The following is a 24927-nucleotide window of genomic DNA, read 5'->3' on the forward strand; positions in this document are numbered from 1 at the left end:
ATAAACAGTATTAGGCGTTAATCACTCGTAGCCCTTTTGCGCCGTCTGCGGCCATCGCCTTACCGGTGGCGGCGGTTTCAACAAACTCACCCCACCAGCACATCAGTACCTTGCGTTGCTCCAGATAGGTGGAACGGTTGTAGGCGCGGCGCACTTCATTGGTGTCAACGTGAGCTAGCGCGGCTTCGATGACGTCCGGCGGGAAGCCTGCTTCGTTGGCGGCGGTGCTGAAGATAGCGCGCAAGCCGTGGGACACCAGCACGCCTTTGTAACCCATGCGACGCAATGCGGCGTTAGCGGTTTGGCTGTTCATCGGCTGTTTCGGGTCTTTAGCGGAAGGGAACAGATATTCCCGGTGGCCGCTGATTGGCTTCATGGCGTCCAGAATGGCTAACGCTTGTGGGGGCAGGGGAATGACGTGCTCGCGGCGCATCTTCATGCGGCCTGCCGGGATTGTCCAGGTGTTCTGCGTAAGGTCTAGCTCGCTCCAGCGGGTTTCTGCGGCTTCAGCCGGGCGAGCGACGGTCAACAATTGCCATTCAATCAATAACCGGGTTTGTAGCTCGATGCTGGCGACCGATAGCGTTTTCATCAGGCCAGGTAATGCCTCTGGCCGGATGGTCGGCATATGGGTTTTCACCGGCGTCTGAAACGCTTTGCGGATCTTTGCTGCCGGGTTAGCCGGTATCAGGCCGGAGTTAACGGCATAGTCCATCACTTCGTTGATGCGCTGGCTAATCCGTTTAACGGTTTCCAGTTTGCCACTGGCCTGTATCGGTTCCAGCGCGGTGATGAAATGGCGCGCGGTAAGTTGGCTGATAGGCTGGTTTGCGATGAACGGGAACACGTATTTTTCCAATGAGCGCCAGATATCTTTGATGGTGTTCGCGGCCAGCGGTTGAGATTTTTTTACTTCATACCAGTCGGCGGCGACTTTGGCGAACGTGTTCAGGCTGATTGCCTGCTCTTGTTCGCGCTGCTGTTGCTGGTGGAATTGCGGATCGATGCCTTTTTCTAAAAGTGCTTTGGCTGCTTCGCGCATTTAGCGAGCGTTGGCCAAAGAGAGCGCTGGATAATTGCCAAAGGTGAGCGTAGTCCGCTTTTTGGTCTGTGGATGGTAATAGCGAAAGCGCCAGGTTTTTGTACCAGATGGTTTGACGAACAGCAGCAGCCCGCCGCCGTCATGCAATGACAATTCTTTATCCGTCGCTTTGGCGGCTTTGACTTCCGTGTTGGTGAGGGGCTTTGCCTGAATTGCCATGATCGTTTCCTTTGGGACTACGGTTTTATGGGACTATGCCGAGTTAGTCCCAAATGTAGTCCCAAAGTTTCCGGCTGTAAACGGGGTATCCCGGCAGATAACAGGCAACAAAAAACCCGCAAACTCAGAGAGGATGCGGGTTTCTGTGGGGTTTCCGTCAGTAACCGGTACTTACGGAAGTAGTATTTGGTCGGCACGAGAGGATTTGAACCTCCGACCCCCGACACCCCATGACGGTGCGCTACCAGGCTGCGCTACGTGCCGATGCTATGGGCCGCTATACTACCGTTTCCTGACTCGATTGCAATAGCCGCCCCAAACGACTGCTTTAGATTTAGGCAGTTAGTTGGCAATAAATCGCCGTTCAGTCGTCAACACTTGCAAGAGCAGCCCTAACTGCGGTTTTTCATTCGGTAACAGCCGGCCGTTGGCGTCATACGCGCGGTAGTTGCCGTTGCGACCTAACAGGATGACTTGTTGCGGTGTGACAATGGTCAGCGAATTGCCGTCTCCATTGAGCAGCCAGTTGGTTCGCCGCTCAGCGCTGAACAAGTCCTCACCTTGGGAGTAATCTTCCGCTGCGGTTTTCACATGCAGCAGGCGTTGCATCAGCGTGGTCATCACGTCTTTCGGGTCGGTCATTTTGCTGATGGTCTGCGCCGGGGTTTCCGGCCAGTGCACCACCAGCGGCACCTGTCGGTGTTCGCGGTTCATCGGCGACGGGTCGTCGTCTTTGAGGCGCTCGGCGCTGCTTTGCTCGGCGGTAATCACCACCACCGTTTTATCGAGCAGGTTTTTCTCCCGCAATGTAGTGATGATGCGGTCGATCTGCTCATCAATACTGGCGGTATCCTGACGGTAGCGACGTTGCTGTTCACCGGCGGCAAGCGGGCGACCGTTGCTGCCCGTGGTCGCGTGGTTGAACTCGATGAACGAGAACCAGGGAGAGCGGGTACCGGTATTGTTGTCCAGCCATTTGAGCCATTGCGTGGTGATGGCGTCATCGCTTTGTGGTTGTGCCGGCGGCAGCGAGAAGTCGGACAACAGCGCCTGACGGTACAACGGGCTGCTGAATCCGCTGGCGGAGAACAGGCCAAACTGGTAACCCTGCTGGCTCAAGGCGTCGATCAGCGCAGACGGTTTGCTGCTGCCGAGTATGCCGTCCATGTAGGTGGTGGAGATACCATAAAACAGGTTGAACAAGCCGCCGTCTTGCTGGGTTCCGGCGCTGAAATGGTTGCTGAAGCGTACGTTTTCTTCAGCGAAGCGTGCCAGATTGGGCATGGAATGGGGCGTATCCTGATCCGGTACGCTGTCCAGCACCACCAGCAGCAGGTTATAGCCGCTGCCGGCATCACGGAAGCGGATGTCGCTGAGCGGATATTCCACCGACACCGCATCCGGGTTGCCCTGCAACGCCAGACGACGCTCATATTCCTGTGCGTTGAGCAGACCGTGTTTTTCCAGAAAACGGCGTGCCGTCATCGGGTAGGAAAGCGGTAAATTGGCGCGTTGCATGGTAATCGGGCGGTAGAAGTTGGCGTCAGCCCAGATATACATCAAATGCGACAGGCAAAACGCAGCGATGAAAACCGTCGCCATCGGCCTGGCGAAGTGGCGTCGGTTCAGGCTGCGCAGCTTTTGCCAGCACCAGGTGCCGAATAACATCTCCACCATGAAGATCACCGGCACGCTGATGAACAGCAACTGCCAGTCACGCACCATCTCACTCTGGTCCGGGTTGGTGACCAGATCCCATACCGTCATGTTCAGGTGAAGATGGAAACGGCTGAACACGGCGGCATCGACAATCAGCAGTGTTTGGCCGGCGGTGGCGAGCGCGGCAGACAGGAAGCGCAGCAGTCGCTGCGACATCACAATAAATGTCAGCGGGAAAATGATCAGCAGGTAGGCGGAAAAACCGATAAAGCTGAAATGCCCTAGCCAGCTCACCAGAGAATAGACTCGCCCGGCCAGCGACGACGGCCAGTCGGCAACAAACAGATAGCGGCTACCCAGCCCCAGAGCGAGCAGAATGTTAAACAGGGCGAACCAGTGCCCCCAGCTGATCATCTGGGAGACTTTTTCACGGTAGCGCGGACGGTTGGTTACCATAAACGGGCCGGTACTCAGTGGATGTCGTTGGTTTTGATAGACGCCTGCAATGCGTCGGCAAACGAAGCAGCCAGCGCTTCGCGTTGTTTCGGATTAGCGATGCTGGTATTGAGCAGATTAGTGACCATGTTGCCGAGCACCATCAGTGCGAGATCGGTCGGGGTGTGGTGCTTTTCCAGCACATTGACCAAATCAGTCAGCAATTGTTCGATTTGTTCGTCACTATAACGGGATGATTGTGGCATAAAATCATGAATCTCTGATGATGAAAGGCCAATATATTACCGTATAGGGGCGTGCTTTTCCGCACTTTTATCAACGCCGCTCGCCAGAATCCGGTTGCTTTAAGTTGCATACCGGCACACCAGGTGCTTGAATACGCGCCTTACCAGTAAGGAGAGTTTATCATGAGTCTGGATATCGACCAGATTGCCTTGCACCAGCTCATCAAGCGTGACGAGCAGTCGCTGGAGATGGTGTTGCGCGATTCGCTGTTGACCGTGAACGGCGCGGTCAGCGATATGATGGCGGAGCTGCACCGTGTTTACAGCGCCAAAAGCAAGGCATACGGCCTGTTTAATGAAGAGAGCGAGCTGGCGGCGGCATTGCGTTCCTGCCGTAAAGGCGATGATGACTTTCTGGCCTTTTCCCGCGCGGCGACCGGCCGGTTACGCGATGAGCTGGCCAAATACCCGTTTGCTGAAGGCGGCGTAGTGTTGTTCTGCCAGTACCGTTATCTGGCGGTGGAGTATCTGCTGATTGCGGTGCTGAACAGTTGCAACAGCCTGCGGGTCAACGAACAGCTGGATATCAGCAGCACCCATTATCTGGACATCCACCATGCCGATATCGTGGCGCGCATCGATCTGACCGAATGGGAAACCAGCCCGGAATCCACCCGTTATCTGACCTTTTTCAAAGGGCGTGTTGGCCGTAAAGTATCTGACTTCTTTATGGATTTTCTGGCGGCAGCCGAAGGGCTGGATACCAAAGCGCAGAATAAAGGGTTGCTGAAGGCGGTGGATGAGTATTGCGCTGATGCACAACTGGATAAGAACGAGCGTCAGCAATACCGTCAGCAGGTGTACAGCTACTGCAACGAGCAGTTGCAGGCGGGCGAAGAAATCGAACTGGAAGCGTTGTCGAACGAGCTGCCGCCGTTGGGCGATAAAACCTTCCAGGCGTTTACCGCCGAGCAGGGGTATGAACTGGAAGAGAGCTTCCCGGCGGACCGCAGCACGCTGCGCCAGTTGACCAAATTTGCCGGTAGCGGCGGCGGGCTCAGTATTAATTTTGATGCGCTGCTGTTGGGAGAGCGTATTTTCTGGGACCCGGCCACCGATACGCTGACCATCAAAGGCACGCCGCCTAATCTGCGTGACCAATTACAGCGTCGGCTTGGCGGCGGCGAGCGCTGATTTTTCCTTTTTTCCCCTCTCTCCACCGGTTTCTCTGCGTGGAGTTTGCTCAGGCAGGGATTGTCGTCCCTGCCTGCAAACCGGTTTGGCAGCGTTTGCCCACTGTTTTATGATGGGTATTCGTCTGTGTGCGTTGTGAGATTCCCGTGCGTTCGACCTTTGACATGTTGCTGGCGGTGTACGACCGTGCGGCATTGATGCTTATCTGCCTGTTTTTCCTGACGCGGACACGCCATTTCCGCCAACTGTTGCAGCAGGATGAACACTCCCGCGTTGACCTGGTGGTGGTCACCGCCATCTTTTCACTGTTTGCGCTGTTTAGCACCTGGTCCGGTATTAACGTGGAAGGGTCGCTGGTGAATGTGCGGGTGGTGGCGGTGATGTCCGGCGGTATTCTGTTCGGGCCGTGGGTGGGGATCACCACAGGCGTGATCGCCGGTGTGCACCGTTACCTGATCGATATTCACGGTATTACGTCGGTCCCTTGCCTTATCACCAGCATTGTGGCCGGGTTTATGTCGGCCTGGATTCACCATCGCATCCCGCGTGATCGCCACTGGAGCGTGGGAATCGTCGGCGGGATGCTGTGCGAGTCGTTGACCATGCTGTTGGTGGTGCTGTGGGCGCGGCCGTTTTCGCTGGGGCTGGATATTGTCGCCCATATTGCGATTCCGATGATTTTGGGTGCGGTCAGTATCGGATTGATCGTGTTGCTGGTGCGTAGCGTGGAAGGGGAAAAGGAGGCGATTGCCGCCCGACAGGCCAAGCTGGCACTGGATATTGCCAACAAAACGCTGCCGCTGTTTCGCCATATCAATAGCCAGTCGCTCAGTACGGTATGTGAAATTATCCGCCGTGATATTGCTGCCGACGCCGTGGCGATCACCAACACCTCGCAGGTGCTGGCCTACGTGGGGGTCGGGGAGGAGAATTACCATAGCGGCGATCGCGAGCTTAGCCCGACGACGCAACTGGCACTAAGAAGTGGGAAAATCATCATTAAAAACAATGATGAGGCGTATCGCACCCCGGAAATCCATTCGATGATTGTGATCCCTTTGCGGGAAAAAGGCGAAGTAACCGGCACGCTTAAAATCTATTACCAACGGGCGCATCGGATTACCTGGTCGCTGCAAGAGATGGCTGTCGGGCTGTCGCAAATCATTTCCACCCAGCTTGAGGTGTCGCGCGCCGAGCAACTGCGTGATATGGCTAATCGCGCGGAATTACGGGCGCTGCAAAGCAAAATCAACCCGCACTTCCTGTTTAACGCACTCAACGCGATCTCTACTTCCATTCGGCTGAATCCGGATACTGCGCGTCAGTTGATTATCAACCTGTCGCGTTACCTGCGGTATAACCTGGAGCGCAATGAAGAGGAACTGATTGATATAAAAAGCGAGCTGTACCAGGTTAAGGATTACATCGCCATTGAGCAGGCGCGTTTCGGCGACAAGCTGACGGTGATTTACGAGATTGATGAAGACGTCAGTTGTCATATCCCTGGCCTGCTGATTCAGCCGCTGGTTGAAAACGCAATTGTTCACGGCATTCGATCTTGTAAAGGCAAGGGCGTAGTGACGCTGAGCATTCGGGAGCAGGGTGATCGCATTCGGGTGGCGGTGCGTGATACCGGCATCGGCATCAGCGATGAGGTGATTGCCCGCGTGGAGCGCAATGAACTGCCGGGCAATAAGATTGGCCTGCTCAACGTTCATCAACGGATTAAGCTGTTGTATGGCGAAGGGCTGCGAATCACTCGGCTTAATCCAGGCACCGAAATCGAGTTTTTTATTACGCGCGACAGCATGAACCGTTCGGACAATAGGGTGACGTTTCCTTCATGAACCGAACCGGCGGCAGGAGAACCGTGTGAAAGCAATCATTGTTGAAGATGAATTTCTGGCGCAGCAGGAACTGGGCTGGCTTATCAAACAGCACAGCCAGATTGAGGTGGATGCCGTCTTTGATGATGGCCTGGATGTGTTGAAATACCTGCAGGATAACCGGGTGGATGTCATCTTCCTTGATATCAATATTCCGTCGTTGGATGGGGTGATGCTGGCGAAAAATATCAACCAGTTTGCCCACAAGCCGCTGATTGTTTTCATTACCGCCTATAAAAACCATGCGGTGGAGGCGTTTGAGCTGGAAGCGTTCGACTATATTCTCAAGCCCTACCATGAAACCCGCATTGTCGGCATGTTGCAAAAACTGGAAGCAGCGTGGCAGCAACAGCAATTACCTGCTCATTCCAGCAGCGACAGCATCCGCCCGGCGCCGATGACCATCAATCTGCTCAAAGATAAGCGGATTATCGTCACCAATATTCATGATATCTATTACGCCGAATCCCATGAAAAGCTGACCTTTGTCTATACCCGGCGCGATGAGTTTGTGATGTCGATGAACATTACCGAGTTTTGTAGCCGGTTGCCGGAGGCCTATTTCTTTCGGTGCCACCGGTCGTACTGCGTGAATTTGAGCAAAATCCGCGAGATAGAGCCCTGGTTTAACAATACCTACATCCTCAAATTGAGCGACCTGGATTTCCAGGTGCCGGTCAGCCGCAGCAAGGTGCGGGAGTTTCGCCAGTTGATGCGGTTGTAGCGATGACGAGGCCGGACGTCCGACATCGTAAGGCGTCTTCACCGTCATTGATGCCGCTCTGGCGGCATTTCATTCCCTGATTGATGCCGTTCATGCCGTTATTAAATCGGTGGTCGTTCCCCCTCTTTATACTGGTGCCATTCGCAGGCCGTTTTGCCCGCATCTCTTCACACCAGAACAATCGAGGCTACCGTCATGAACGGAACACCAGTAAACCGCGGCGTTATTGTTGCCGGAACCGTCCTGACCCAAATGGGGCTGGGCACCATATACACCTGGAGTCTTTACAACCAACCGCTGGTCGACAAATTTCACTGGCCGCTCAGTTCGGTGTCGACCACTTTCTCCCTCACCAGTTTTTTTCTGGCGTTCGCCACGCTGTTTGCCGGGCGGATACAGGAACGCATTGGCATTCGCAAGCTGGCGTTGATGGCCGGTTTGGTGCTGGGGGTGGCGTTGATGGCGACATCCATGGTGTCGTCGCTGCCGATGCTGTGGCTATTGGTCGGGCTGGTGGTGGGATTTGCCGACGGCACCGCGTACATCACCACGCTATCCAACCTGATAAAGTGGTTTCCGAATCGCAAAGGCGTGATTGCCGGGGTATCCGTCGGCGCATACGGCACCGGCAGTCTGGTGTTTAAATACGTCAATAGCGCATTGCTGGCGCAGGTCGGCGTATCACAGACATTCTTCTGGTGGGGGATCATGGCGCTGCTGATGATTACCGGCGGTGCGATGCTGCTGAAAGATGCGCCGGTACAACCGATTCAGACGGCAGCTCAGGGTGGCAACGTCAACTTTACCGTCAGTGAAATGCTGCGTCGTAAAGAAGCCTGGTTGTTGTTTGTGGTGTTCTTCACCTCTTGCATGAGCGGGCTGTATCTGATCGGCATCGTGAAGGATATCGGGGTCACAATGGCCGGGCTGGATGCAATGACGGCCGCCAGTGCGGTATCGGCGATCGCGATTTGCAACACGGCGGGGCGTTTGATTCTTGGCTATCTGTCCGACAAAGTGGGGCGTTTGCGGGTGCTGAATTTTACGCTGTTGGTCACTGCATTGGCTGTTACAGTGATGGCTTTCCTGCCGCTTAACGCTATGACGTTCTTCCTGTGCACCGGGGCGGTGGCCTTCTGTTTCGGCGGAAATATTACGGTCTACCCGGCGATCGTGGCTGATTTCTTTGGCCTCAAGCATCACAGTAAAAACTACGGGCTGATTTATCAGGGGTTTGGTTTAGGCCCGCTAGCCGGTTCCTTTATCGCCGCTGCGCTGGGAGGGTTCCACAGTACCTTTATCGCCATTGCGCTGCTGTCGGTGGTTTCGCTGGTGATTACCCTGTTTATCCAGCCGCCGAAAGCACCGCGTGAGCAGGATGTCCCGCTGGTTGCCCAAGGTAGCCACGCCTGATTCGCCCGGCCTTTACTGTATCGCCGAACGCCACCGCCATCACGCCGGTGGCGTTTTTTTGGGGGAAGACGTAAGGAAGACCGCGTATTGGCGAGATAACGGGAAGCTGTCGATAAGGTGAAAACAAAAACGCCGCACAGTTGTGCGGCGTTTTTGCTGGCTCGTCGAAACGTTGTGGTGTAATTACACGCGAACGAAATCGATGTGAGTCAGTTTCGGCTTGAACGGATGACGCTGAACAGCCTGGATTTTTACTTTGGTTTCTTTGCCATCGACAACCAGGACGATTTCACCGTACAGGCCTTCGCTGTTACGATCTTCCAGGTTTTTAACGATATCGTGGTCCAGTTCGATGGAAACCGGTGCTTCGCTACCACCGTAAACGATAGCGGGGAATTTACCGGTAGTGCGCAGGCGGCGGCTCGCACCCTTACCCTGCTCTTTACGTACTTCTGCGTTGATAGTAATCATTGCTTTCTCTACTTATATAAAATGACCCTGTTACAGGCGACCCAGCAACAGGCAGGATAATCCGCTTTGTTCAAATAACCATACCCTTCATACTTCAAGTTGCAGGTGTGTTGGCTGCGTTCGTTCACCCGAATCACTTACCTGAGTAAGCTCATCGGGATGAAATGAGAGACATCCTGTCTCTCACCGGAGGCCAGCCGTTGGCTGGTCAAATTCGTTCCCGACGAATTTGTCACTCTCTTGCCGCCTTCCTGCAACTCGAATTATTTTGGGTATATGTTGATATTCGAAATAAAAGCGGGCGAGATTCTAGCGGAATATGGCGGCGCGGGCAAATAAAACCACTGCAAGCTAGCCGCGCAGTTCGTTTGCCCGGCGATAGCGGCCCTGATAATCGAAGATTTTTTCCCGCACCTGCCAGAATTTGCCCTGTAGACGGGCCACCACGAAGTCCGGCGCGCGCAGCAGCACCTGCTGCGTCACCACATCGTCAGCATTCTGCCAGTGAAAAGGAACGCCGGGCGCGCGCTGATGCACCCGCAGAAAAACATGGCTAAACGCGTTACGCTGGGCGGCCGTGTGCAGCCGAAAGCGTTCGCTGACATCAGCACCGTCTTCGTCGTAATAGGTGATGCGCAGCCATTCGCCTTTGGCGTCGGTGCCGTGTTGCAGGCGCATGCCGCTACAGCGCAGCACCAGCGCATCTTTGAGCTTCAATGCGGCTTTCAGCATATCATCCGGGTCGACCAACAATGCATCGCAGGTCTGGCAGCGTCGCGCGGCAATATCGTTTTCCGCGCCGCAGTGCGGGCAGCTTTTGAAGCGGAAGCGGTAGTCGCATTGTTGTCTCCGCCCTTGTTCATCGTCCTGCCAGCCCTGACAGCGGCGGCCGTAATGTTCTATTACGCTGCCGTCATCGGTGCATTTCCCCCAGAACAAGTTGGCGAAACCGCATTGCGGGCAGAATACCTGTACCGGCTGGCTGTCGCTGTGCGGTTTACTGTTGCCGACTTCCGGCGTGTAGAGATCGAAAGGGTTGCCGGCATAATCCAGGATCAGGCAGTCGGTTTTACCGGGAAACAAACGCAAGCCACGCCCGATGATTTGCTGATAGAGGCTGACGGATTCGGTTGGCCGTAAAATGGCGATGGCGTCGACATGTGGCGCGTCAAAACCTGTCGTCAACACCGACACGTTAACCAGATAACGCAATTGCTGCTGTTTGAAGGCGCTGATGAGTGCGTCTCGCTGTGGGGTAGGCGTTTCCCCGCTGATAAGCGCCGCTTCGCCAGGCGGTAACAAGCCTTCGATTTCCCGCGCATGTTCCACCGTGGCGGCAAAGATCATCACGCCTCGCCGGTGTGTCGTGTATTCGATAATCTGGCGAATGATGAGCGGGGTGACCCGCTGCTGACGCTTCAGCTCCCGGTTCAGATCCGCATCGCTGAACGATCCATTATTGAACAGCCCGTTGCTGCGCGCCGCCAGTTGGCTGAAGTCATATTGCACCACCGGCATATCGAGCCGATCCGGTGGCACCAGAAAACCGTGGCGGATCATGTAGCGCAGCGGTAATTCGTAGATACAGTCGCGGAACAGGCAGCTCTCGTCGCCGCGGATCATACCGTGATAATGGTATTGATAGATCCAACCCCGGCCCAGGCGATAGGGGGTGGCGGTCAATCCCAGCAACCGCAACTGGGGATTGGTCTGCTGTAAATGCCGGATGATTTGCTGGTACTGGCTGTTTTCATCATCGCTGATTCGATGACACTCATCGACGATCAACAGTGAGAACGCCTCATCGAATTTTCCGGGGTGACGCGCCACTGACTGCACACTGCCAAACACCACTTTGCCTTCGCTGTCGTGCTGATTGAGTCCGGCGGCGAAAATATCCGCCGGTAAACCCAGCGCGCAATATTTGGCGTGATTCTGCTCAACCAGTTCCTTGACGTGCGCCAGTACCAATACCCGCCCGCGCGCCAGCCGTGCCAGCTCAGCAATCACCAGGCTTTTGCCGGCGCCGGTGGGTAAAACGATCACCGCCGGGGCGGTGTGCTGGCGAAAATAGGCAAGGGTGGCGTCAACCGCTTCTTGCTGGTACGGGCGCAGTGTAAATGACATCAGTGGCGGCAGATTTTGCTTTCGTGGGTAGTAAAGCCGTTATCTTGCGCAATGAATTTGCCTTTGTCAGCCAGAAATTGCACCAGTCCGGCAGCCGTCATGTCGGCGGCGGAGCAGGTGTGAAAACGGGCATCGCGGCCAAAACGTGCTTCGATGGCGGCAATCAGTTCATCAGTGGTAAAGGATCTGTTGGCGGCCACCATCATATGTAATACTTCATGGCCGTGAATCGATGACATAATAGGTCTCCTGATAATTATCGGGCGATCGATCATCGCCAGTACGGCGAGACGTCGCGGTTATACTTGCTATCGTGTGCCGGCCGATAAGGCCAGGCGGCAGAATAGTAAAGTTGCTTTTATTATGCTTTTTTAAACGGTACAGAGAGGCGGTCTACATCAATATCCGGCCTGAAAGAGGATATTCGGTGTGAAAGACAGTGCCTTATCCCGGTCAGGCGGCGTTACGTCCGTACCTGACCGGTAATTCGTGATCACCATAGGCAGTCATTCATTAATGCGATTGGATAAATTTCTTTCCCAGCAGTTGGGGATCAGCCGTTCGCTGGTCGCGCGCGAGTTGCGTGCGCAGCGTGTGACGGTTGACGGCGAAGTCATAAAAAACGGTGCATTCAAACTGCTGCCGGAGCATGAGGTGGCGTTTGACGACAATGTGCTCGAACAGCAGAACGGGCCGCGCTATTTCATGCTCAACAAGCCGCTGGGGTATGTGTGCTCGACCGATGACCCTGACCATCCAACGATTTTGTACTTTATCGATGAACCGGTCGCGCACAAACTGCACGCCGCCGGGCGGTTAGATATCGATACCAGCGGTTTAGTATTGTTGACCGACGACGGTCAGTGGTCGCACCGCATTACCTCGCCGAAACACCACTGCGAAAAAACCTATCTGGTGACGCTGGAGCAGCCTTTGGCGCCGGATACCGCAGAGAAGTTTCAGGCCGGCGTACAGCTTCACGGCGAGCAGAGCCTGACGCGCCCGGCCACGCTGGAGGTTCTCTCTGAGCATCGGGTGCGCCTGACCATCAGCGAAGGGCGTTATCACCAGGTGAAACGCATGTTTGCCGCGGTGGGCAATCATGTGGTGGCGTTGCATCGTGAGCGTATTGGCGCCATTACCTTGGATGATGCGCTGGAGGCGGGCGAATATCGGCCGTTGACGCCGGAAGAAATCGCCGGCATCGGGCAATAACTGCACGCAGTCAATTGTTGATACGTTATCCGGTGTAACGTCTTGATCCCCGCCGCTCCGTGGCGGGGTGCTTCCTTTTATCTGGAGAACCGCTTTTCGTGCCATCACCCTCATCTTCGCGCGTCGGTCTGATTTTTATTCTGGGATTAATATCGATGCTGATGCCTATCGCCATCGATATGTATTTGCCGGCGTTGCCGGTGATTGCAAAAGAGTTTTCGGTCGATCCGGGCCGGGTGCAGATGACGCTCAGTTCATATGTGCTCGGTTTCGCTATTGGTCAGATCTTTTACGGTCCGATGTCGGACAGCATCGGGCGTAAACCGGTGATTCTGGGCGGGGTTCTGGTCTTTACGCTGGCGGCCGCAGCCTGTGCCTTGTCGCAAACGGTCGACCAACTGATTCATATGCGCTTTCTGCATGGCCTGTCGGCGGCTTCAGCCAGTGTGGTTATCAATGCGCTGATGCGGGATAGATTCTCGAAAGATGAATTCTCGCGCATGATGTCGTTCGTGATTCTGGTCATGACGGTGGCGCCGCTGCTGGCACCGATTATTGGCGGCGCGCTGCTGTTCTGGCTGAGCTGGCATGCCATTTTCTGGACGATAGCCGCGGCATCGCTGGTTGCGACGGTGCTGGTATGGCTGTTTGTGCATGAAACTTTGCCGGCCGAACGGCGACAGCCTTTCCATCTGCGTACTACGGTGAGGAATTTTTTCCAGTTGGTGCGTCATCGCCGTGTTTTCAGTTATATGTTTGCCAGCGGACTGTCGTTTTCGGGGATGTTTGCTTTTTTGAGCGCCGGGCCGTTTGTCTACATCGACCTGAATGGCGTGTCACCCCAACACTTTGGTTACTATTTTGCGCTGAATATCGTGTTCCTGTTTTTGATGACTTTGCTCAATAGCCGCATTGTGTCGCGTATGGGGGCGATGTTCATGTTTCGGTTGGGGCTGCTTATCCAGTTTATGATGGGGATATGGCTGGTGGCGGTTTGTAGCTTTCATCTGGGGTTTATCCCGCTGGTGTTTGGCGTGGCGGTATTCGTCGGGTGCGTCGCGACGGTGGCGTCTAATGCCATGGCGGTGATTCTTGATGATTTCCCGCATATGGCCGGGACGGCATCCTCACTGGCGGGTACGATGCGCTTCGGGTTGGGGTCGCTGGTAGGGACATTGTTGTCGCTGGCTACTTTCCAAAGTCCCTGGCCGATGGTGGGCGCGATGGCGTTCTGTTCAACCGGCGCATTCGGTTTATTTCTGTACGCAGGCCGCCGCTAATCGTCATCTCCTGATGTGTCCTTTCCTGATGTTGCCGCCGGCGTGTTGTCGGCAGTGTTCCCGCCCGCGTTCTTAAAATGTGAAAAAGTTGAACCAAAAGTGAACAATTAGAAGAAATGGGTTGAGATATTGGGAATAAAAGGTTACATATAGCGCAAAATCGATCAAGAACGTGATCTTGCTAACGTTTTGAACGGTTGTCACGCTGAGTGCCATGCTTCTGGGGCGGCCTCATCATGAAAACATGTTACTTTTTTGTGTCGCTATCGTGGTAAAAAAGATGCGAAGCAAAGAAAACTTGTGAATTTATGTTATAATTTTGTGAATTTATGGCAGCTTAGCTGAGGAAGACCGCTGTGAATACTCTCCAACTTTCGGTAGTTCATCGCTTGCCGCAAAGTTACCGATGGTTATCGGGTTTTACTGGCATAAAAGTTGAACCGATTCCACTTAGCAGCATGGATGATGACAGTTGTCTGATTGGTTTTAAACTACTCAGCCACGACGGTGAAGAAGCCCGTCAGATTATGCGCCATCTCAACCAGTCGCTGGATGAGATTCAACTGCAGTGCGCCGTTGTGGAGTGGGAGGGCGAGCCATGTCTGTTTTTGCATCGTCATGACGAGAGCGCCGCGATGTGCCGCCTGAAAGACGTGGGCGTGGCGATCGCCGAGTCCGTATGCGCGCAGTATCCTTTCTAAGCTCGCCGCATCGAAAAAAACTGTAGTCGCTGTTCTCCCGCCCGGCCTGATGCCTGCCAGACTGCGCAAGTATCAGGCCGGGAGCACATCAGGCGGATAACCGTAGCAATTGCCGGGTGTAGTCCTGCTGCGGGTGTTCAAAGATCTGCCGACAATCGCCTTGCTCTATCACTTCGCCGTGCCGCAGTACAATCACCTGATGGCACAGCGAGCGTACCACGTGCAGATCGTGACTGATGAACAGATAGGCCAGTTGATGGGTCTGTTGCAGGGTTTTTAGTAACGCCAGAATCTGCGCCTGGACGGTGCGATCAAGCGATGAGGTGGGCTCATCGAGAATCAGCAGTTCCGGCTGTAGGATCAGTGCCCGGGCGATAGCGATACGTTGCCGCTGGCCGCCGGAAAATTCCGCCGGATAGCGATGACGGCTGTCCGGGTCCAGCCCGACTTCCTGCATCGCCTGAATCACCCGCTGCGTCTGTTCCGCCGCGCTTAACGGGTAATGTACCCGTAGCCCTTCGGCAATAATCTGTTCCACATTTAAACGGGGATTCAGCGAACCGTTGGGATCCTGAAACACCACCTGAATACGGCGACGAAACGGCAGCATCTGCTTGCGGTTAAAGCGGTGTAGCGGTTGGCCATCGAACCAGATCTCGCCACTACTGCGTAGCAAACGCAGCAATGCCAGCCCGGTGGTGCTTTTGCCGGAACCGGATTCACCCACCAGTCCGATGCTTTCGCCGCGGCGCAGACGAAAACTGAGCGCCTGTAGCACCGATTTTTCCCCTACGGTACGGCGCAGCAGGCCACGTTTGATGGGGAAGCTGACGCCCAGTTCCCGGACATCCAGCAGCGTTGACGCCTCCTGCGCCAGCGGCAGCGCTTCTCCGGTCGGCTCGGCATCCAGTAACTGCCGGGTGTAAGCGTGCTGCGGCGTGCTGAACAACCCGTGGGTGCGGTTCTGCTCGACGCAGCGTCCGGCCTGCATCACCACGACCCGGTCTGCAAATCGGCGCACAATGTTCAGGTTATGCGTAATGAACAGCAAACTCATATTCAGTTCCTGCTTCAGTTCATTGAGCAAATCCAGAATTTGCGCCTGTACGGTGACGTCCAGCGCGGTAGTCGGCTCATCGGCGATTAACAGATCGGGTTGCGTCAGCAATGCCATGGCGATCATCACCCGCTGGCGTTCGCCGCCGGAAAGCTGATGGGGAAAATCCGCCAGCCGTCGTGCCGCCTGACGAATCCCGACGCGTTCAAGACAACCGATGATCTCGCCCCGGGCGGCTTCATGGCGCATTCCCCGATGCAACACCAGCACTTCCGCCAACTGTTTTTCGATGGTATGCAGCGGGTTGAGTGATACCATCGGCTCCTGAAAAATCATCGCTATCCGTTCGCCGCGCAACTGGCGTAACCGCTGTTCATCGGCGTTTAGCAACGATTCGCCGGCGAATAAAATGTCGCCCTGCGGGTAGACGACCGGCGGCGAAGGTAACAGGCGCAGTACCGACAGCGCGGTGACGCTTTTGCCGGAGCCGGATTCACCGACCAGCGCCAGCGTTTCACCGGTTTCAACGCTGAATGAGACCTGGTCGACCACTTGCCGCTGCAGGCCGCCGTTGCGAAAGGCAATGCTCAGATCGCGAATTTCAAGTAAAGGTTGTGCGGACATATCAATGCGCCTTGCCTGGGTCAAAGGCGTCGCGAACCGCTTCGCCGATAAAAATAAGCAGTGACAACACCACCGCCAGCACCATGAAGACCGTAATGCCGAGCCACGGCGCCTGTAGATTGTTTTTCCCTTCCAGCAACAGTCCGCCGAGCGAAGCGGAACCCATCGGCAGACCAAAACCCAGAAAATCGAGCGAGGTCAGGGTGGTGATGGAACCACACAAAATAAACGGCAGGTAGGTGAGGGTGGCGACCATGGCGTTGGGCAACATGCAGCGAAACATGATGGACCGATCGCTAACACCCATCGCCTGTGCGGCGCGGATATAGTCGAAATTGCGGGTACGCAGGAATTCCGCTCGCACCACCCCTACCAGCGCCATCCAGCCAAACAGTACCGTAATCCCCAGCAGCCACCAGAAATTCGGCTGAATGACGCTGGAGAGCAGGATGATCAGAAACAGCGTCGGCATGCCGGACCAGACTTCGATAACGCGTTGTCCCCACAGATCGACACGACCACCGTAATACCCCTGAGACGCGCCCACTACGATGCCAATCAGGCTGGACAGTAGTGTCAGCGCCAGCCCGAACAGAATGGAAATACGAAAGCCGTACAGTATCTGCGCCAGCACGTCGCGTCCTTGGCTGTCGGTGCCGAGCAGGTTTTGGCTCGACGGCGGCGAAGGAAACGCGCTCTGGGTGGTGTAATTGATGGTGTCGTAGCGGTAGTGAATCAACGGCCACAACGACCAGCCGCCTTGCTCCAGCCGCTGTGCCAGCCAGGGATCACGGTAATCAGCCGGCGTGGCCAGAGGGCCGCCGAAGGTGGTTTCGCTATAATCCACCATGAACGGGGCATACCATTGCCCGTTGTAGCGCACCAACAAGGGTTTATCGTTGGCGATCAGTTCGGAACATAGCGTAACGGCAAACAACGCCAGGAAAATCCACAGCGACCAGTAGCCGCGACGATTAGCGCGAAAGCGTGCCCAGCGCGCCTGATTAATGGGGCTTAGACGGCTCATTGGCGCTCCTCGAAGTCGATACGTGGGTCAACCAGCGTATAGGTCATGTCGCTGAGAATGTTCAGCAGCAGGCCGATGAGGGTAAAAATGTATAGCGTGCCGAACATCACCGGGTAATCGCGTTGCAACGTGGCGTCGTACCCCAGTAGCCCGAGGCCGTTGAGGGAGAACATCACTTCGATCAATAGCGAGCCGGTAAAAAACATGCTGATGAAGGTGGCGGGGAAACCGGCGATCACCAGTAACATGGCGTTGCGAAACACGTGGCGATAGAGAATTTTTTTCTCATCCAGCCCTTTGGCGCGGGCGGTGATCACGTATTGTTTGCGGATTTCATCCAGAAATGAGTTCTTGGTGAGCATGGTCAGCGTGGCGAAGCCGCCAATCACCATCGCCAGCACCGGCAGTGCGATATGCCACAGATAATCGATGATCTTGTCGAACCAGGATAGGCTATCAAAATGTGGCGATACCAGCCCGCGCAGCGGGAACCAATCAAGATAGCTGCCGCCGGCAAATAGCACGATCAGCAGAATCGCGAACAGAAACGCGGGAATAGCGTATCCGACAATGATCAGCGTGCTGCTCCAGACGTCAAAGGCGGAGCCGTTGCGCACCGCTTTTTTAATGCCGAGTGGAATGGAAACCAGATAGATAATCAACGTACTCCACAGCCCAAGGGATATTGAAACCGGCATACTCTCTTTAATCAGCGCAATCACCGACGAGCCGCGAAACAGGCTGTTGCCGAAGTCAAACCGCACGTAGTCCCAAAGTAGTTTGACGTAACGCTCGTGCAGCGGTTTATCAAAACCGTAGCGTTTAGTGATTTCGTCGATCACTTCCGGGTCCAGCCCACGCGCGCCGCGGTAAGTATTTTCCACCGATGGCTTGCCACCACCCGGCCCGCGCGCCAGCCCGCCGCCGTCCCCGCCGGCGCCGAAACCGCTGCCCTGGCCCATTTCAATGGAGGCAATAGCCTGGTCGACCGGGCCGCCCGGCGCTATTTGCACAATAAAAAAGTTGATGGTGATGATGGCCCACAACGTGGGGATCACCAGCAATAATCGACGTAACAGGTAAGTTCCCACATCGGCTCCTTATCGACGCGCCGCCGGCAATGTGGCGGCTTTCTCTGCGTCATACCACCAAGTGTCGATGCCCAGCGTATAAGCCGGACGGGTCGCAGGCATGGCGAATTTATTCCAGTAAGCGAAACGGTCGTGGTTGGAATACCACATCGGTATGGCGAACTGATTCCAGGTCAGCACTCTGTCCAGCGCCGGTCCCAGCGACAACAGCGCCGGCTTGTCGCCCTGATGGCGAATGATGTTGTCAATCAACTGGTCGATGGCGGCGTCCTGTACCCCCGGCGAGTTGTAGGAGGAGTTGATATAGGCTGAACTCCAACTGACGGCCAGATCCGAGCTGGGGTAGGGCATCGCCGGATACAGCTTCGGGATCATGTCGAAATCGCGCTTGCGAAACCGGTTGTTGAACTGCGGGCTGTCGACGCTGCGCACTTCCATGCGGATACCGAGTCGCGCCAGGCTATGCTGGAACGGCAACACATAGATGGCGTTGGCGGCACTCGGCAGCAGCAATTCGAAACGGAAAGGCTGGCCGGTTTTTGTATTCACCAGTACCTGATTTTTCAACTCCCAACCGGCCTGTTGCAGCAGTTGTAACGCGTTGAGCAGACCGGCGCGGTCATAACCACTGCCATCGGATTCCTCCGGCCGGTACGCCGGGCCAAACACCTCGGCGGGAATTTTGTCTTTCAGCGGCGTCAGCCAGGCCAGTTCTTCTGCCGATGGCATTCCCCGCGCTGCGTACTCGGTGTTCTGGAAAAAGCTGTAGGGGCGCTGATAGCTGTTAAAAAATAGCGCCTTGTTCATCCAGTTGAAATCAAAGGCGAGCGCCAGCGCCCGACGCACCCGGCGATCGCTAAACTGAGGCCGCTGGGTATTGAATACCAGCCAGCGGGTATCCTGCGCCGCCTGATTGGTTTCATCCTTCTTCAGAATATACCCCCGCGCGAAGTTGCCGCCGTCATATTGAGTCGCCCAATGTTTCGGTGACCCCTCGATACGCAGATCGAAGGCGCCGGCCTTGAAGGCTTCCAGCGCGACACTGTCGTCCAGATAATAGTCGTACCGTAATTGGTCGATATTGTAGCGACCCCGGTTGACGGGCAGATCGGCCGCCCAGTAGTCGGTTACACGGGAGTAAATGACGTATTGCCCCATGCGGTAATCGGTGATGCGGTAGGGGCCGCCGGCCAATGGCGGCGTGCTCAGCGGATCACTGAGTTTGTGGTCGCGCCAGAATTTCTCCGGCATCGCCGGCAGCGTCAACATCCCCAGCATTTTTTCTTTGTCGGGGTCGGGGAAAGTGAAACGTACGGTATGCGGTGTGATGGCCTTGGCTTCGGTGCCTTTGTAGTAGACGCGGAATTGCGGCACGCCCTGCGTCATAAACATATTGAAGGTGAATGCCACGTCAGCGGCGGTCACCGGCGAGCCGTCGTGGAAACGTGCGGCAGGGTTCATGTCCACTTCAAGCCAACTGTAGTCGCTGGCGTAACGTGCGGTAAGCGCGATCAGCGGGTAGTAGCTACCCGGTTCGTCTTCCGAACTGACGTACAGCGAATCGTACAGGCTTTCGGTGCGAGCGGCGGCCAGGCCGCGCAAGGCAAAACGGTTGAAGTTATCGAAGGTACCCAGTGCACTCAGCGTGATTTTACCGCCTTTGGGTGCCGATGGATTAGCGTAATCGTAGTGGGTGAAGCCCTGCGGGTACTTCGGATCCCCCAGCGTCGCAAACGCATAGGTTTGCTGCGTGACGGGGGCCGCGTGCGCCAGCCAGGCGCTGGCGGACAGCATGGCGGCGAGAATGGCACGTGTAAACATCGAAATGGCAGACTCCTGATAACCTCATGTTTCTCCGCGTGAAAAGCAGGCTTGCCGGAGAAAGTGCCTGAAATTCCTGGCAATCGCGATGCCGGACGCTATAGCGCTCTGTTTTACCATGAAATCAGATGTCAAACCTACTGTTAATCGATCCAAGTTGTTACCTGAACCGATATCGGGCTATAAATAAAAAACGCCGCTGTCTGACGAGCGGCGTTTTACGTTTGTTTGGGCAACATCAAGGGAAAGGAAAATCAGCTGTGCGGTTCCTGTTTCAGCACGCGGCGTGCTTCACGGTAGCGTGGCTTCCAATAGTTGTCATCCATGCTGGAAATCGTCACACCAATACTGGTGGATGCATGAACGAATTGCTGGTTACCCAGGTAGATACCCATGTGGCGGCCGGTTGAGCCTGCGTGGAACACTACCAAATCACCTGGACGCAATTTATTGCGTTGGATTTGAACGCCGATATCCTTCTGCTCATAGCTGGAACGGGGTAAATCCATACCAAATTGTTCACGGAAAGTCCGCTGAACGAAACCGGAGCAATCAATACCTTTACGGCTGTCGCCACCGAGACGGTAACGCACGCCTTTCCAGCTCGCGTATTGTTCAAGCAACCTGGATTTGACTTCCACGTTGCGAACCATCGCTTCGAATTCATCCTGAGAGGCTTGTAGTGAAGGGTCACCACCGTTAACTACACGCCTATCAGTTTGATTATTAAGACTTGCATTGTTGCTTGTACAGGCCGAAAGCGCTATCGCCATCGCCACGGCAGGCAAGGCCCGCCAGATATATCTCAGAGTCGGTTGAGATTTGACCATTGTTGTTGTGTTCCCTTGATGTCCTTAGCGATTCAATCGCTATCGCTGTGTTTATGAACGATGCATCTATTGATTGATGCATCTATTGGGCGATGTATCTACTGATCGATGTATCTATGCCAAACAAAACGAGTGTCAGACTAAAGTACTACTATTACCGGGACAATTATTCGTCAGTTAATTTGTGCAACACCGCACATTATTATTGATGTTGCAACATTTATTTAACTGGCCGGACATCTGCCGATAAATCACAAACCTTGGTGACCATACCCTAACGAAAATCAGATTGCGAGTTTTTTTGTCTCTTTTGTTAATACGATTTCGTGATGAAATCTTTGATGTCAGCCCGATAAAAACCTGCTACAGGCGTTCAGAACGAGAAATTACAGGGAGAATAACGCCCGGACAGACATTCTGACGCCCGTTAATCGCTGCCTGAGCGTGCCGCCGACACCACTTAGAGTAACCGTGCATCCAGCAACTGCTTTTGTAACTTGTTCCATTCCGCTTCAGACTCATTAATGATTTCGATGCGGCTATCTGGCGGTGATACCGATTGTGTTTCAATGCGCAGGTCGAATCCCTGGCGGTTGACCACCAGTGTGCCCTCCGGAATGCGCATCACCCCTTTAACGCGGCTTACCGGTGCCAGGCGTACCCAGTCCAGCAGACTGGCGGTATTGAATTGGGTCTCGCCATCAAAAATCCAGCCGCAGGCGTAATAACCCTGTCCTTGATTAAGGGCGCGGCGCCAGCTTTCCCGGCCGGTCAGTTTCAGTGCGGCCAGCCCGGTTTTGGCAGCGGCGGAGTGATGATGGTGACGGGCATCCGGCAGCGCATTGTGGTTTTTCCGCGGCAGGTCCAGTATTGCCGTGTCCAACTGTCCTTGAGACAGCGTGATCAGGCGACGATCCTGCCCCTGCTGCTGATACCAGTCTTGCAACGCTGCGCGGTCACTGTCCTGCCAGGTATCTTCCTTGTTGGCGACGATGACGTCTGCTGCGGCGAGCTGATCGCGGAAGTTCTCATTCTCGCTATAACGGCTGTCGCCGAGCTGGCGCGGATCGAGCAAACAGAAGGTCGCCTGTAGCTGAAGCCACGGCTGGTAAGCCTCCGAGTTCAACAGCGTCAGAATTTGCTTCGGGTGACCAAGACCGGTCGGTTCAATCAACAAACGATGTGGTTTTTTCTGCAGCAACATGTTGAGGCCCACTTGCATCGGCAGGCCGTTGACGCAGCACATGCATCCGCCGGGGATCTCTTTGAGCAGGGCACCGGAGTCGCTTAACAACGCGCCGTCGATGCCGATTTCACCAAACTCATTCACCAGCACCGCCCAGGTTTCGCCTTCGGGTTTATGAGAGAGCAGGTGTCTGATGGTGGTGGTTTTACCGCTACCGAGAAAGCCGGTAATCAGGTTTACTTTCGTCAACACTGGAGTCTCCTTGCGTGTGCGGGATGCGTCTGACATGGACTGTCAGACGCGGGGACGGTTGGTGAGGCGCTTGCTGTAATTTAGTCCGCGCGGCCCATGTAGCGGCGTTCAGGGATGTGAATACGGATTTTTTCGCCGGCGCTCAGGTATTCCGGCACCTGAATGACCAAACCGGTCGTCAGCGTGGCGGGTTTGTTGCGGGCGCTGGCGGAGGCGCCTTTAATGCCGGGTGCGGTTTCAACGATTTCCAGATCGACCGTCTGCGGCAGTTCCAGCGCCAGCAGTTGCCCATCCATGGTTAATACCTGAATGCCCGGCATGCCGCCTTCCGGAATAAACAGCAGTTCGTCTTCGATCTGCTCTTTCTTGAAGGTATACGGCGTGTAGTCTTCCTCGTCCATAAAGATGTATTCATCGCCATCAATATAAGAGAAGGTGACGGAACGGCGGGTTAGGGTGATGGTATCCAGAATGTCATCGCCTTTAAAACGTTCTTCCACCTTCAGGCCGGTACGGACATCGGCGAAACGCATTTTGTACAGCGTACTGGCACCGCGGGCGCTGGGGCTTTGGATATCGATATCTTTTACCAGCAACAATTTACCGTTGTAGTTAATGGCCATGCCGCGTTTGATCTCATTTGCTCTTGCCATGGGATATACCTTAAATAAAGAAGAGAAATTTTTGTGGCGACACGTTACTCGTCAGGATGGGTTCAGGCAAGCGGGAATTGTGGCGGCCAGACACCAGACAAACCACCGGCTGGATAAAACACGGCGGAAATGAAAACGGCGCCAAACCGGCCGAAAATAGAGTAGTGGCCTTGCGGTCGACAGCCTGTTAGGCTCTGCGGCCTGAATATAGCGACGGGAATCTCCGGAGGTCACTGATGGAATGTCGCCCTGATTGCGGCGCCTGTTGTATCGCGCCTTCTATCTCCAGCCCGATTCCCGGTATGCCGCAGGGAAAACCGGCCAACACGGCCTGTATCCATCTGGACGAGCACATGCGTTGCGGTCTGTTCTTTTCGTCATTGCGTCCGGCGGTGTGCCGAGGCTTGCAGCCTCGCCGCGACATGTGCCGAAATGATCGTGATGAAGCGATGTTCTACCTTATCCGACTGGAAGACGCCACCGCGCCGTAACAAGCTCAAACGTCGCGGATGCGCCACATACAGAGGACGGCGCCGGCCAGCATGGCGACGGCGATAACGAAACCGGCATGATAGCTCCAGACTTCCGCCACCACGCCTGCCAGCGATCCGGAGATGATCCAGCCGACCCGGGTGGTATTGGTGAACAGCGTCGTGGCGGCCCCGGCCTGACCCGGCATCAGATCCTGAAAGTACAACATCCCCATACCGGCCAGAATACCGATGAAAATGGCATTCATCAGTTGCAGAGCCAGCAATGCCCATGAGGCGTTCAGCAGCATCAGCCCGGCATAGAAAAACAGCCCGGCGATTACCGCCAGCCGCATCAGCAGGCGTTTACCTAAGCGATTAGCCAGATAACCGGCCAGCAGCATCACGGGAATTTCCAGTCCGGCGGCCGTGCCCATCATTACACCGGCCAGCTTTTCCGGTAACTGCAATTCATGGACCAGATACAACGGCATATTGATCAAATAGATCCCGTTGCAGGTCCACATCAGGGTACAGGCGCTAAACAGTAACAGCGTATCGCGCCGATTCTGCCGGGGGGACTCCAGCGTCGCGGCGGATTTCACCCGGGTTTTCGGCATTGACGGTAGGAGCTGCCAGACCAGTAACCCACACAACACAAACACCGTTGCCGCCGTCAGGTACATCACCGGGAAGCCGAAGCCCAGCGACAGCGCGAAGGCGACCGGCGGCCCAATTACCCATGACAGGGAAATCTGCGCCCGCATGACTGAGCTGAACATGGCTGCACCGCGGCCGTTACGGTCGGCATGTTCCCGTGCCAATGCAAACAGTTGCGGGTTGGCGGTGGAGCCGAAACTCGACAGCAATACGCCGACAAACAACAGAACAAAATAGTTACGGTTCCAGGCATACAGCAGGCAGGCCAGCGCTCCCAACAGGCAACACTGCAATATCAGTGTTTTGCGGTCGCCCTGATGATCCGAATACGTGGCCAGAATTTGGCTGACAATGATGCCGATCACCGCGCTGCCGGTATAAAACAGGCCGACCATGAACGGACGCGCCTGTACTTCCGTCGACAAGAACAGACTGAGCGTGGGGAGTTGCAGCGCACCGGCGATCCCGGTCAAAAAAGCGATCACCAGAAATGCGAAAGACGTCAGGTCGGGCAGGCGCCGGGCTGAGCGGGCAGAAGAAAGTGTCATGCTGAATTCAGGTTAGAGAAAGAACAGGGAGAAAACCGAACGCGCCATCTTACGCTGATGAAGTAGAAACGAAAGTCTGTTTCAATTTTTTTTCTTC

The 24927-nt window shown here is 55.2% G+C and carries 21 protein-coding genes, 1 tRNA gene and 1 pseudogene; 8 read left to right on the forward strand and 15 right to left on the reverse strand.

The features are described from left to right. Positions 1-10 precede the first annotated feature (10 nt). The 4 genes and pseudogenes from DCH402_RS08595 to DCH402_RS08610 all read right to left on the reverse strand — a co-directional run bounded on the left by DCH402_RS08595 (position 11) and on the right by DCH402_RS08610 (position 3621). A pseudogene (locus tag DCH402_RS08595) lies at positions 11-1261 on the reverse strand (integrase domain-containing protein). Positions 1262-1448: 187 nt separating this feature from the next. Next, positions 1449-1525, reverse strand: a tRNA-Pro gene (locus DCH402_RS08600). Between the two features lie 78 nt (positions 1526-1603). Continuing rightward, complete coding sequence (yejM, locus tag DCH402_RS08605) at positions 1604-3376, reverse strand: LPS biosynthesis-modulating metalloenzyme YejM (protein ID WP_040000715.1); 1773 nt, start codon at positions 3374-3376, stop codon at positions 1604-1606. Between the two features lie 14 nt (positions 3377-3390). After that, complete coding sequence (locus DCH402_RS08610) at positions 3391-3621, reverse strand: YejL family protein (RefSeq protein ID WP_040000716.1); 231 nt, start codon at positions 3619-3621, stop codon at positions 3391-3393. Between the two features lie 162 nt (positions 3622-3783). On the opposite strand from DCH402_RS08610, the gene yejK reads away from it, so the two are divergent. From yejK to DCH402_RS08630, 4 genes are all read left to right on the forward strand, one after another. Next, entirely contained in the window at positions 3784-4794 is a 1011-nt protein-coding gene (yejK, locus tag DCH402_RS08615; protein ID WP_040000717.1) for a nucleoid-associated protein YejK, read from the forward strand. 146 nt (positions 4795-4940) lie between these two features. Then, the gene (locus tag DCH402_RS08620; protein ID WP_040000718.1) at positions 4941-6641 is read left to right on the forward strand and encodes a sensor histidine kinase; all 1701 of its coding nucleotides are present in this window, start codon (positions 4941-4943) and stop codon (positions 6639-6641) included. Between the two features lie 25 nt (positions 6642-6666). Continuing rightward, positions 6667-7404, forward strand: a complete 738-nt coding sequence (locus DCH402_RS08625; protein WP_040000719.1) for a LytR/AlgR family response regulator transcription factor — start codon at positions 6667-6669, stop codon at positions 7402-7404. A gap of 195 nt (positions 7405-7599) precedes the next feature. Next, positions 7600-8817, forward strand: a complete 1218-nt coding sequence (locus DCH402_RS08630; protein WP_040000720.1) for an L-lactate MFS transporter — start codon at positions 7600-7602, stop codon at positions 8815-8817. A 183-nt stretch (positions 8818-9000) separates the two neighbouring features. On the opposite strand, the gene rplY is transcribed toward DCH402_RS08630, so the two are convergent. The 3 genes from rplY to DCH402_RS08645 form a co-directional block, all read right to left on the reverse strand. Then, entirely contained in the window at positions 9001-9288 is a 288-nt protein-coding gene (gene rplY, locus DCH402_RS08635) for a 50S ribosomal protein L25 (RefSeq protein WP_038918788.1), read from the reverse strand. A 351-nt stretch (positions 9289-9639) separates the two neighbouring features. Then, a complete protein-coding gene (locus DCH402_RS08640) occupies positions 9640-11415 on the reverse strand; it encodes a DEAD/DEAH box helicase (protein ID WP_040000721.1) in 1776 nt (591 codons plus the stop codon). Further along, positions 11415-11654: a YecH family metal-binding protein gene (locus tag DCH402_RS08645; protein ID WP_027712300.1), complete on the reverse strand. Its 240-nt coding sequence runs from the start codon at positions 11652-11654 to the stop codon at positions 11415-11417. The genes DCH402_RS08640 and DCH402_RS08645 overlap by 1 nt, the downstream gene beginning before the upstream one ends. Positions 11655-11931: 277 nt before the next feature. On the opposite strand from DCH402_RS08645, the gene rsuA reads away from it, so the two are divergent. The 3 genes from rsuA to DCH402_RS08660 all read left to right on the forward strand — a co-directional run bounded on the left by rsuA (position 11932) and on the right by DCH402_RS08660 (position 14611). Beyond that, positions 11932-12630 carry a 16S rRNA pseudouridine(516) synthase RsuA gene (gene rsuA / locus DCH402_RS08650; RefSeq protein WP_040000723.1) on the forward strand — a complete coding sequence of 233 codons (699 nt, stop codon included), beginning with the start codon at positions 11932-11934 and terminating at the stop codon, positions 12628-12630. Positions 12631-12728: 98 nt separating this feature from the next. Then, positions 12729-13910, forward strand: coding sequence for a Bcr/CflA family multidrug efflux MFS transporter (locus DCH402_RS08655; protein WP_040000724.1), 1182 nt, complete (start codon positions 12729-12731; stop codon positions 13908-13910). A 356-nt stretch (positions 13911-14266) separates the two neighbouring features. Then, positions 14267-14611, forward strand: a complete 345-nt coding sequence (locus DCH402_RS08660; RefSeq protein WP_040000725.1) for a YejG family protein — start codon at positions 14267-14269, stop codon at positions 14609-14611. 88 nt (positions 14612-14699) lie between these two features. Here DCH402_RS08660 and yejF read toward each other — a convergent pair whose 3' ends face one another. From yejF to yeiP, 7 genes are all read right to left on the reverse strand, one after another. Continuing rightward, positions 14700-16292, reverse strand: a complete 1593-nt coding sequence (gene yejF / locus DCH402_RS08665) for a microcin C ABC transporter ATP-binding protein YejF (protein WP_040000727.1) — start codon at positions 16290-16292, stop codon at positions 14700-14702. Between the two features lies 1 nt (position 16293). Further along, entirely contained in the window at positions 16294-17319 is a 1026-nt protein-coding gene (locus tag DCH402_RS08670; RefSeq protein ID WP_040000728.1) for an ABC transporter permease, read from the reverse strand. Next, the gene (locus tag DCH402_RS08675; protein ID WP_040000729.1) at positions 17316-18410 is read right to left on the reverse strand and encodes a microcin C ABC transporter permease YejB; all 1095 of its coding nucleotides are present in this window, start codon (positions 18408-18410) and stop codon (positions 17316-17318) included. Before DCH402_RS08675 ends, DCH402_RS08670 begins: the two co-directional genes overlap by 4 nt. Before the next feature lie 9 nt (positions 18411-18419). Further along, positions 18420-20204: an extracellular solute-binding protein gene (locus tag DCH402_RS08680; protein ID WP_200864882.1), complete on the reverse strand. Its 1785-nt coding sequence runs from the start codon at positions 20202-20204 to the stop codon at positions 18420-18422. Positions 20205-20485: 281 nt separating this feature from the next. Further along, entirely contained in the window at positions 20486-21061 is a 576-nt protein-coding gene (gene mepS, locus DCH402_RS08685) for a bifunctional murein DD-endopeptidase/murein LD-carboxypeptidase (protein WP_040000731.1), read from the reverse strand. Between the two features lie 460 nt (positions 21062-21521). Continuing rightward, positions 21522-22499 (reverse strand): CobW family GTP-binding protein, encoded by a 978-nt coding sequence (locus DCH402_RS08690; protein WP_040000732.1) that lies wholly within the window; start codon positions 22497-22499, stop codon positions 21522-21524. Between the two features lie 80 nt (positions 22500-22579). Continuing rightward, positions 22580-23152: an elongation factor P-like protein YeiP gene (gene yeiP / locus DCH402_RS08695; protein WP_040000733.1), complete on the reverse strand. Its 573-nt coding sequence runs from the start codon at positions 23150-23152 to the stop codon at positions 22580-22582. A 236-nt stretch (positions 23153-23388) separates the two neighbouring features. Here yeiP and DCH402_RS08700 point away from each other — a divergent pair, with 236 nt between their 5' ends. Continuing rightward, entirely contained in the window at positions 23389-23643 is a 255-nt protein-coding gene (locus tag DCH402_RS08700; RefSeq protein ID WP_040000734.1) for a zinc/iron-chelating domain-containing protein, read from the forward strand. Between the two features lie 5 nt (positions 23644-23648). Here the strand turns inward: DCH402_RS08700 and DCH402_RS08705 are convergent, their stop codons facing one another. Next, positions 23649-24830, reverse strand: a complete 1182-nt coding sequence (locus tag DCH402_RS08705) for a sugar efflux transporter (RefSeq protein WP_040000735.1) — start codon at positions 24828-24830, stop codon at positions 23649-23651. Between the last annotated feature and the right edge of the window lie 97 nt (positions 24831-24927).

This window comes from Dickeya chrysanthemi NCPPB 402 (assembly GCF_000406105.1).
Lineage (GTDB): Bacteria > Pseudomonadota > Gammaproteobacteria > Enterobacterales > Enterobacteriaceae > Dickeya > Dickeya chrysanthemi.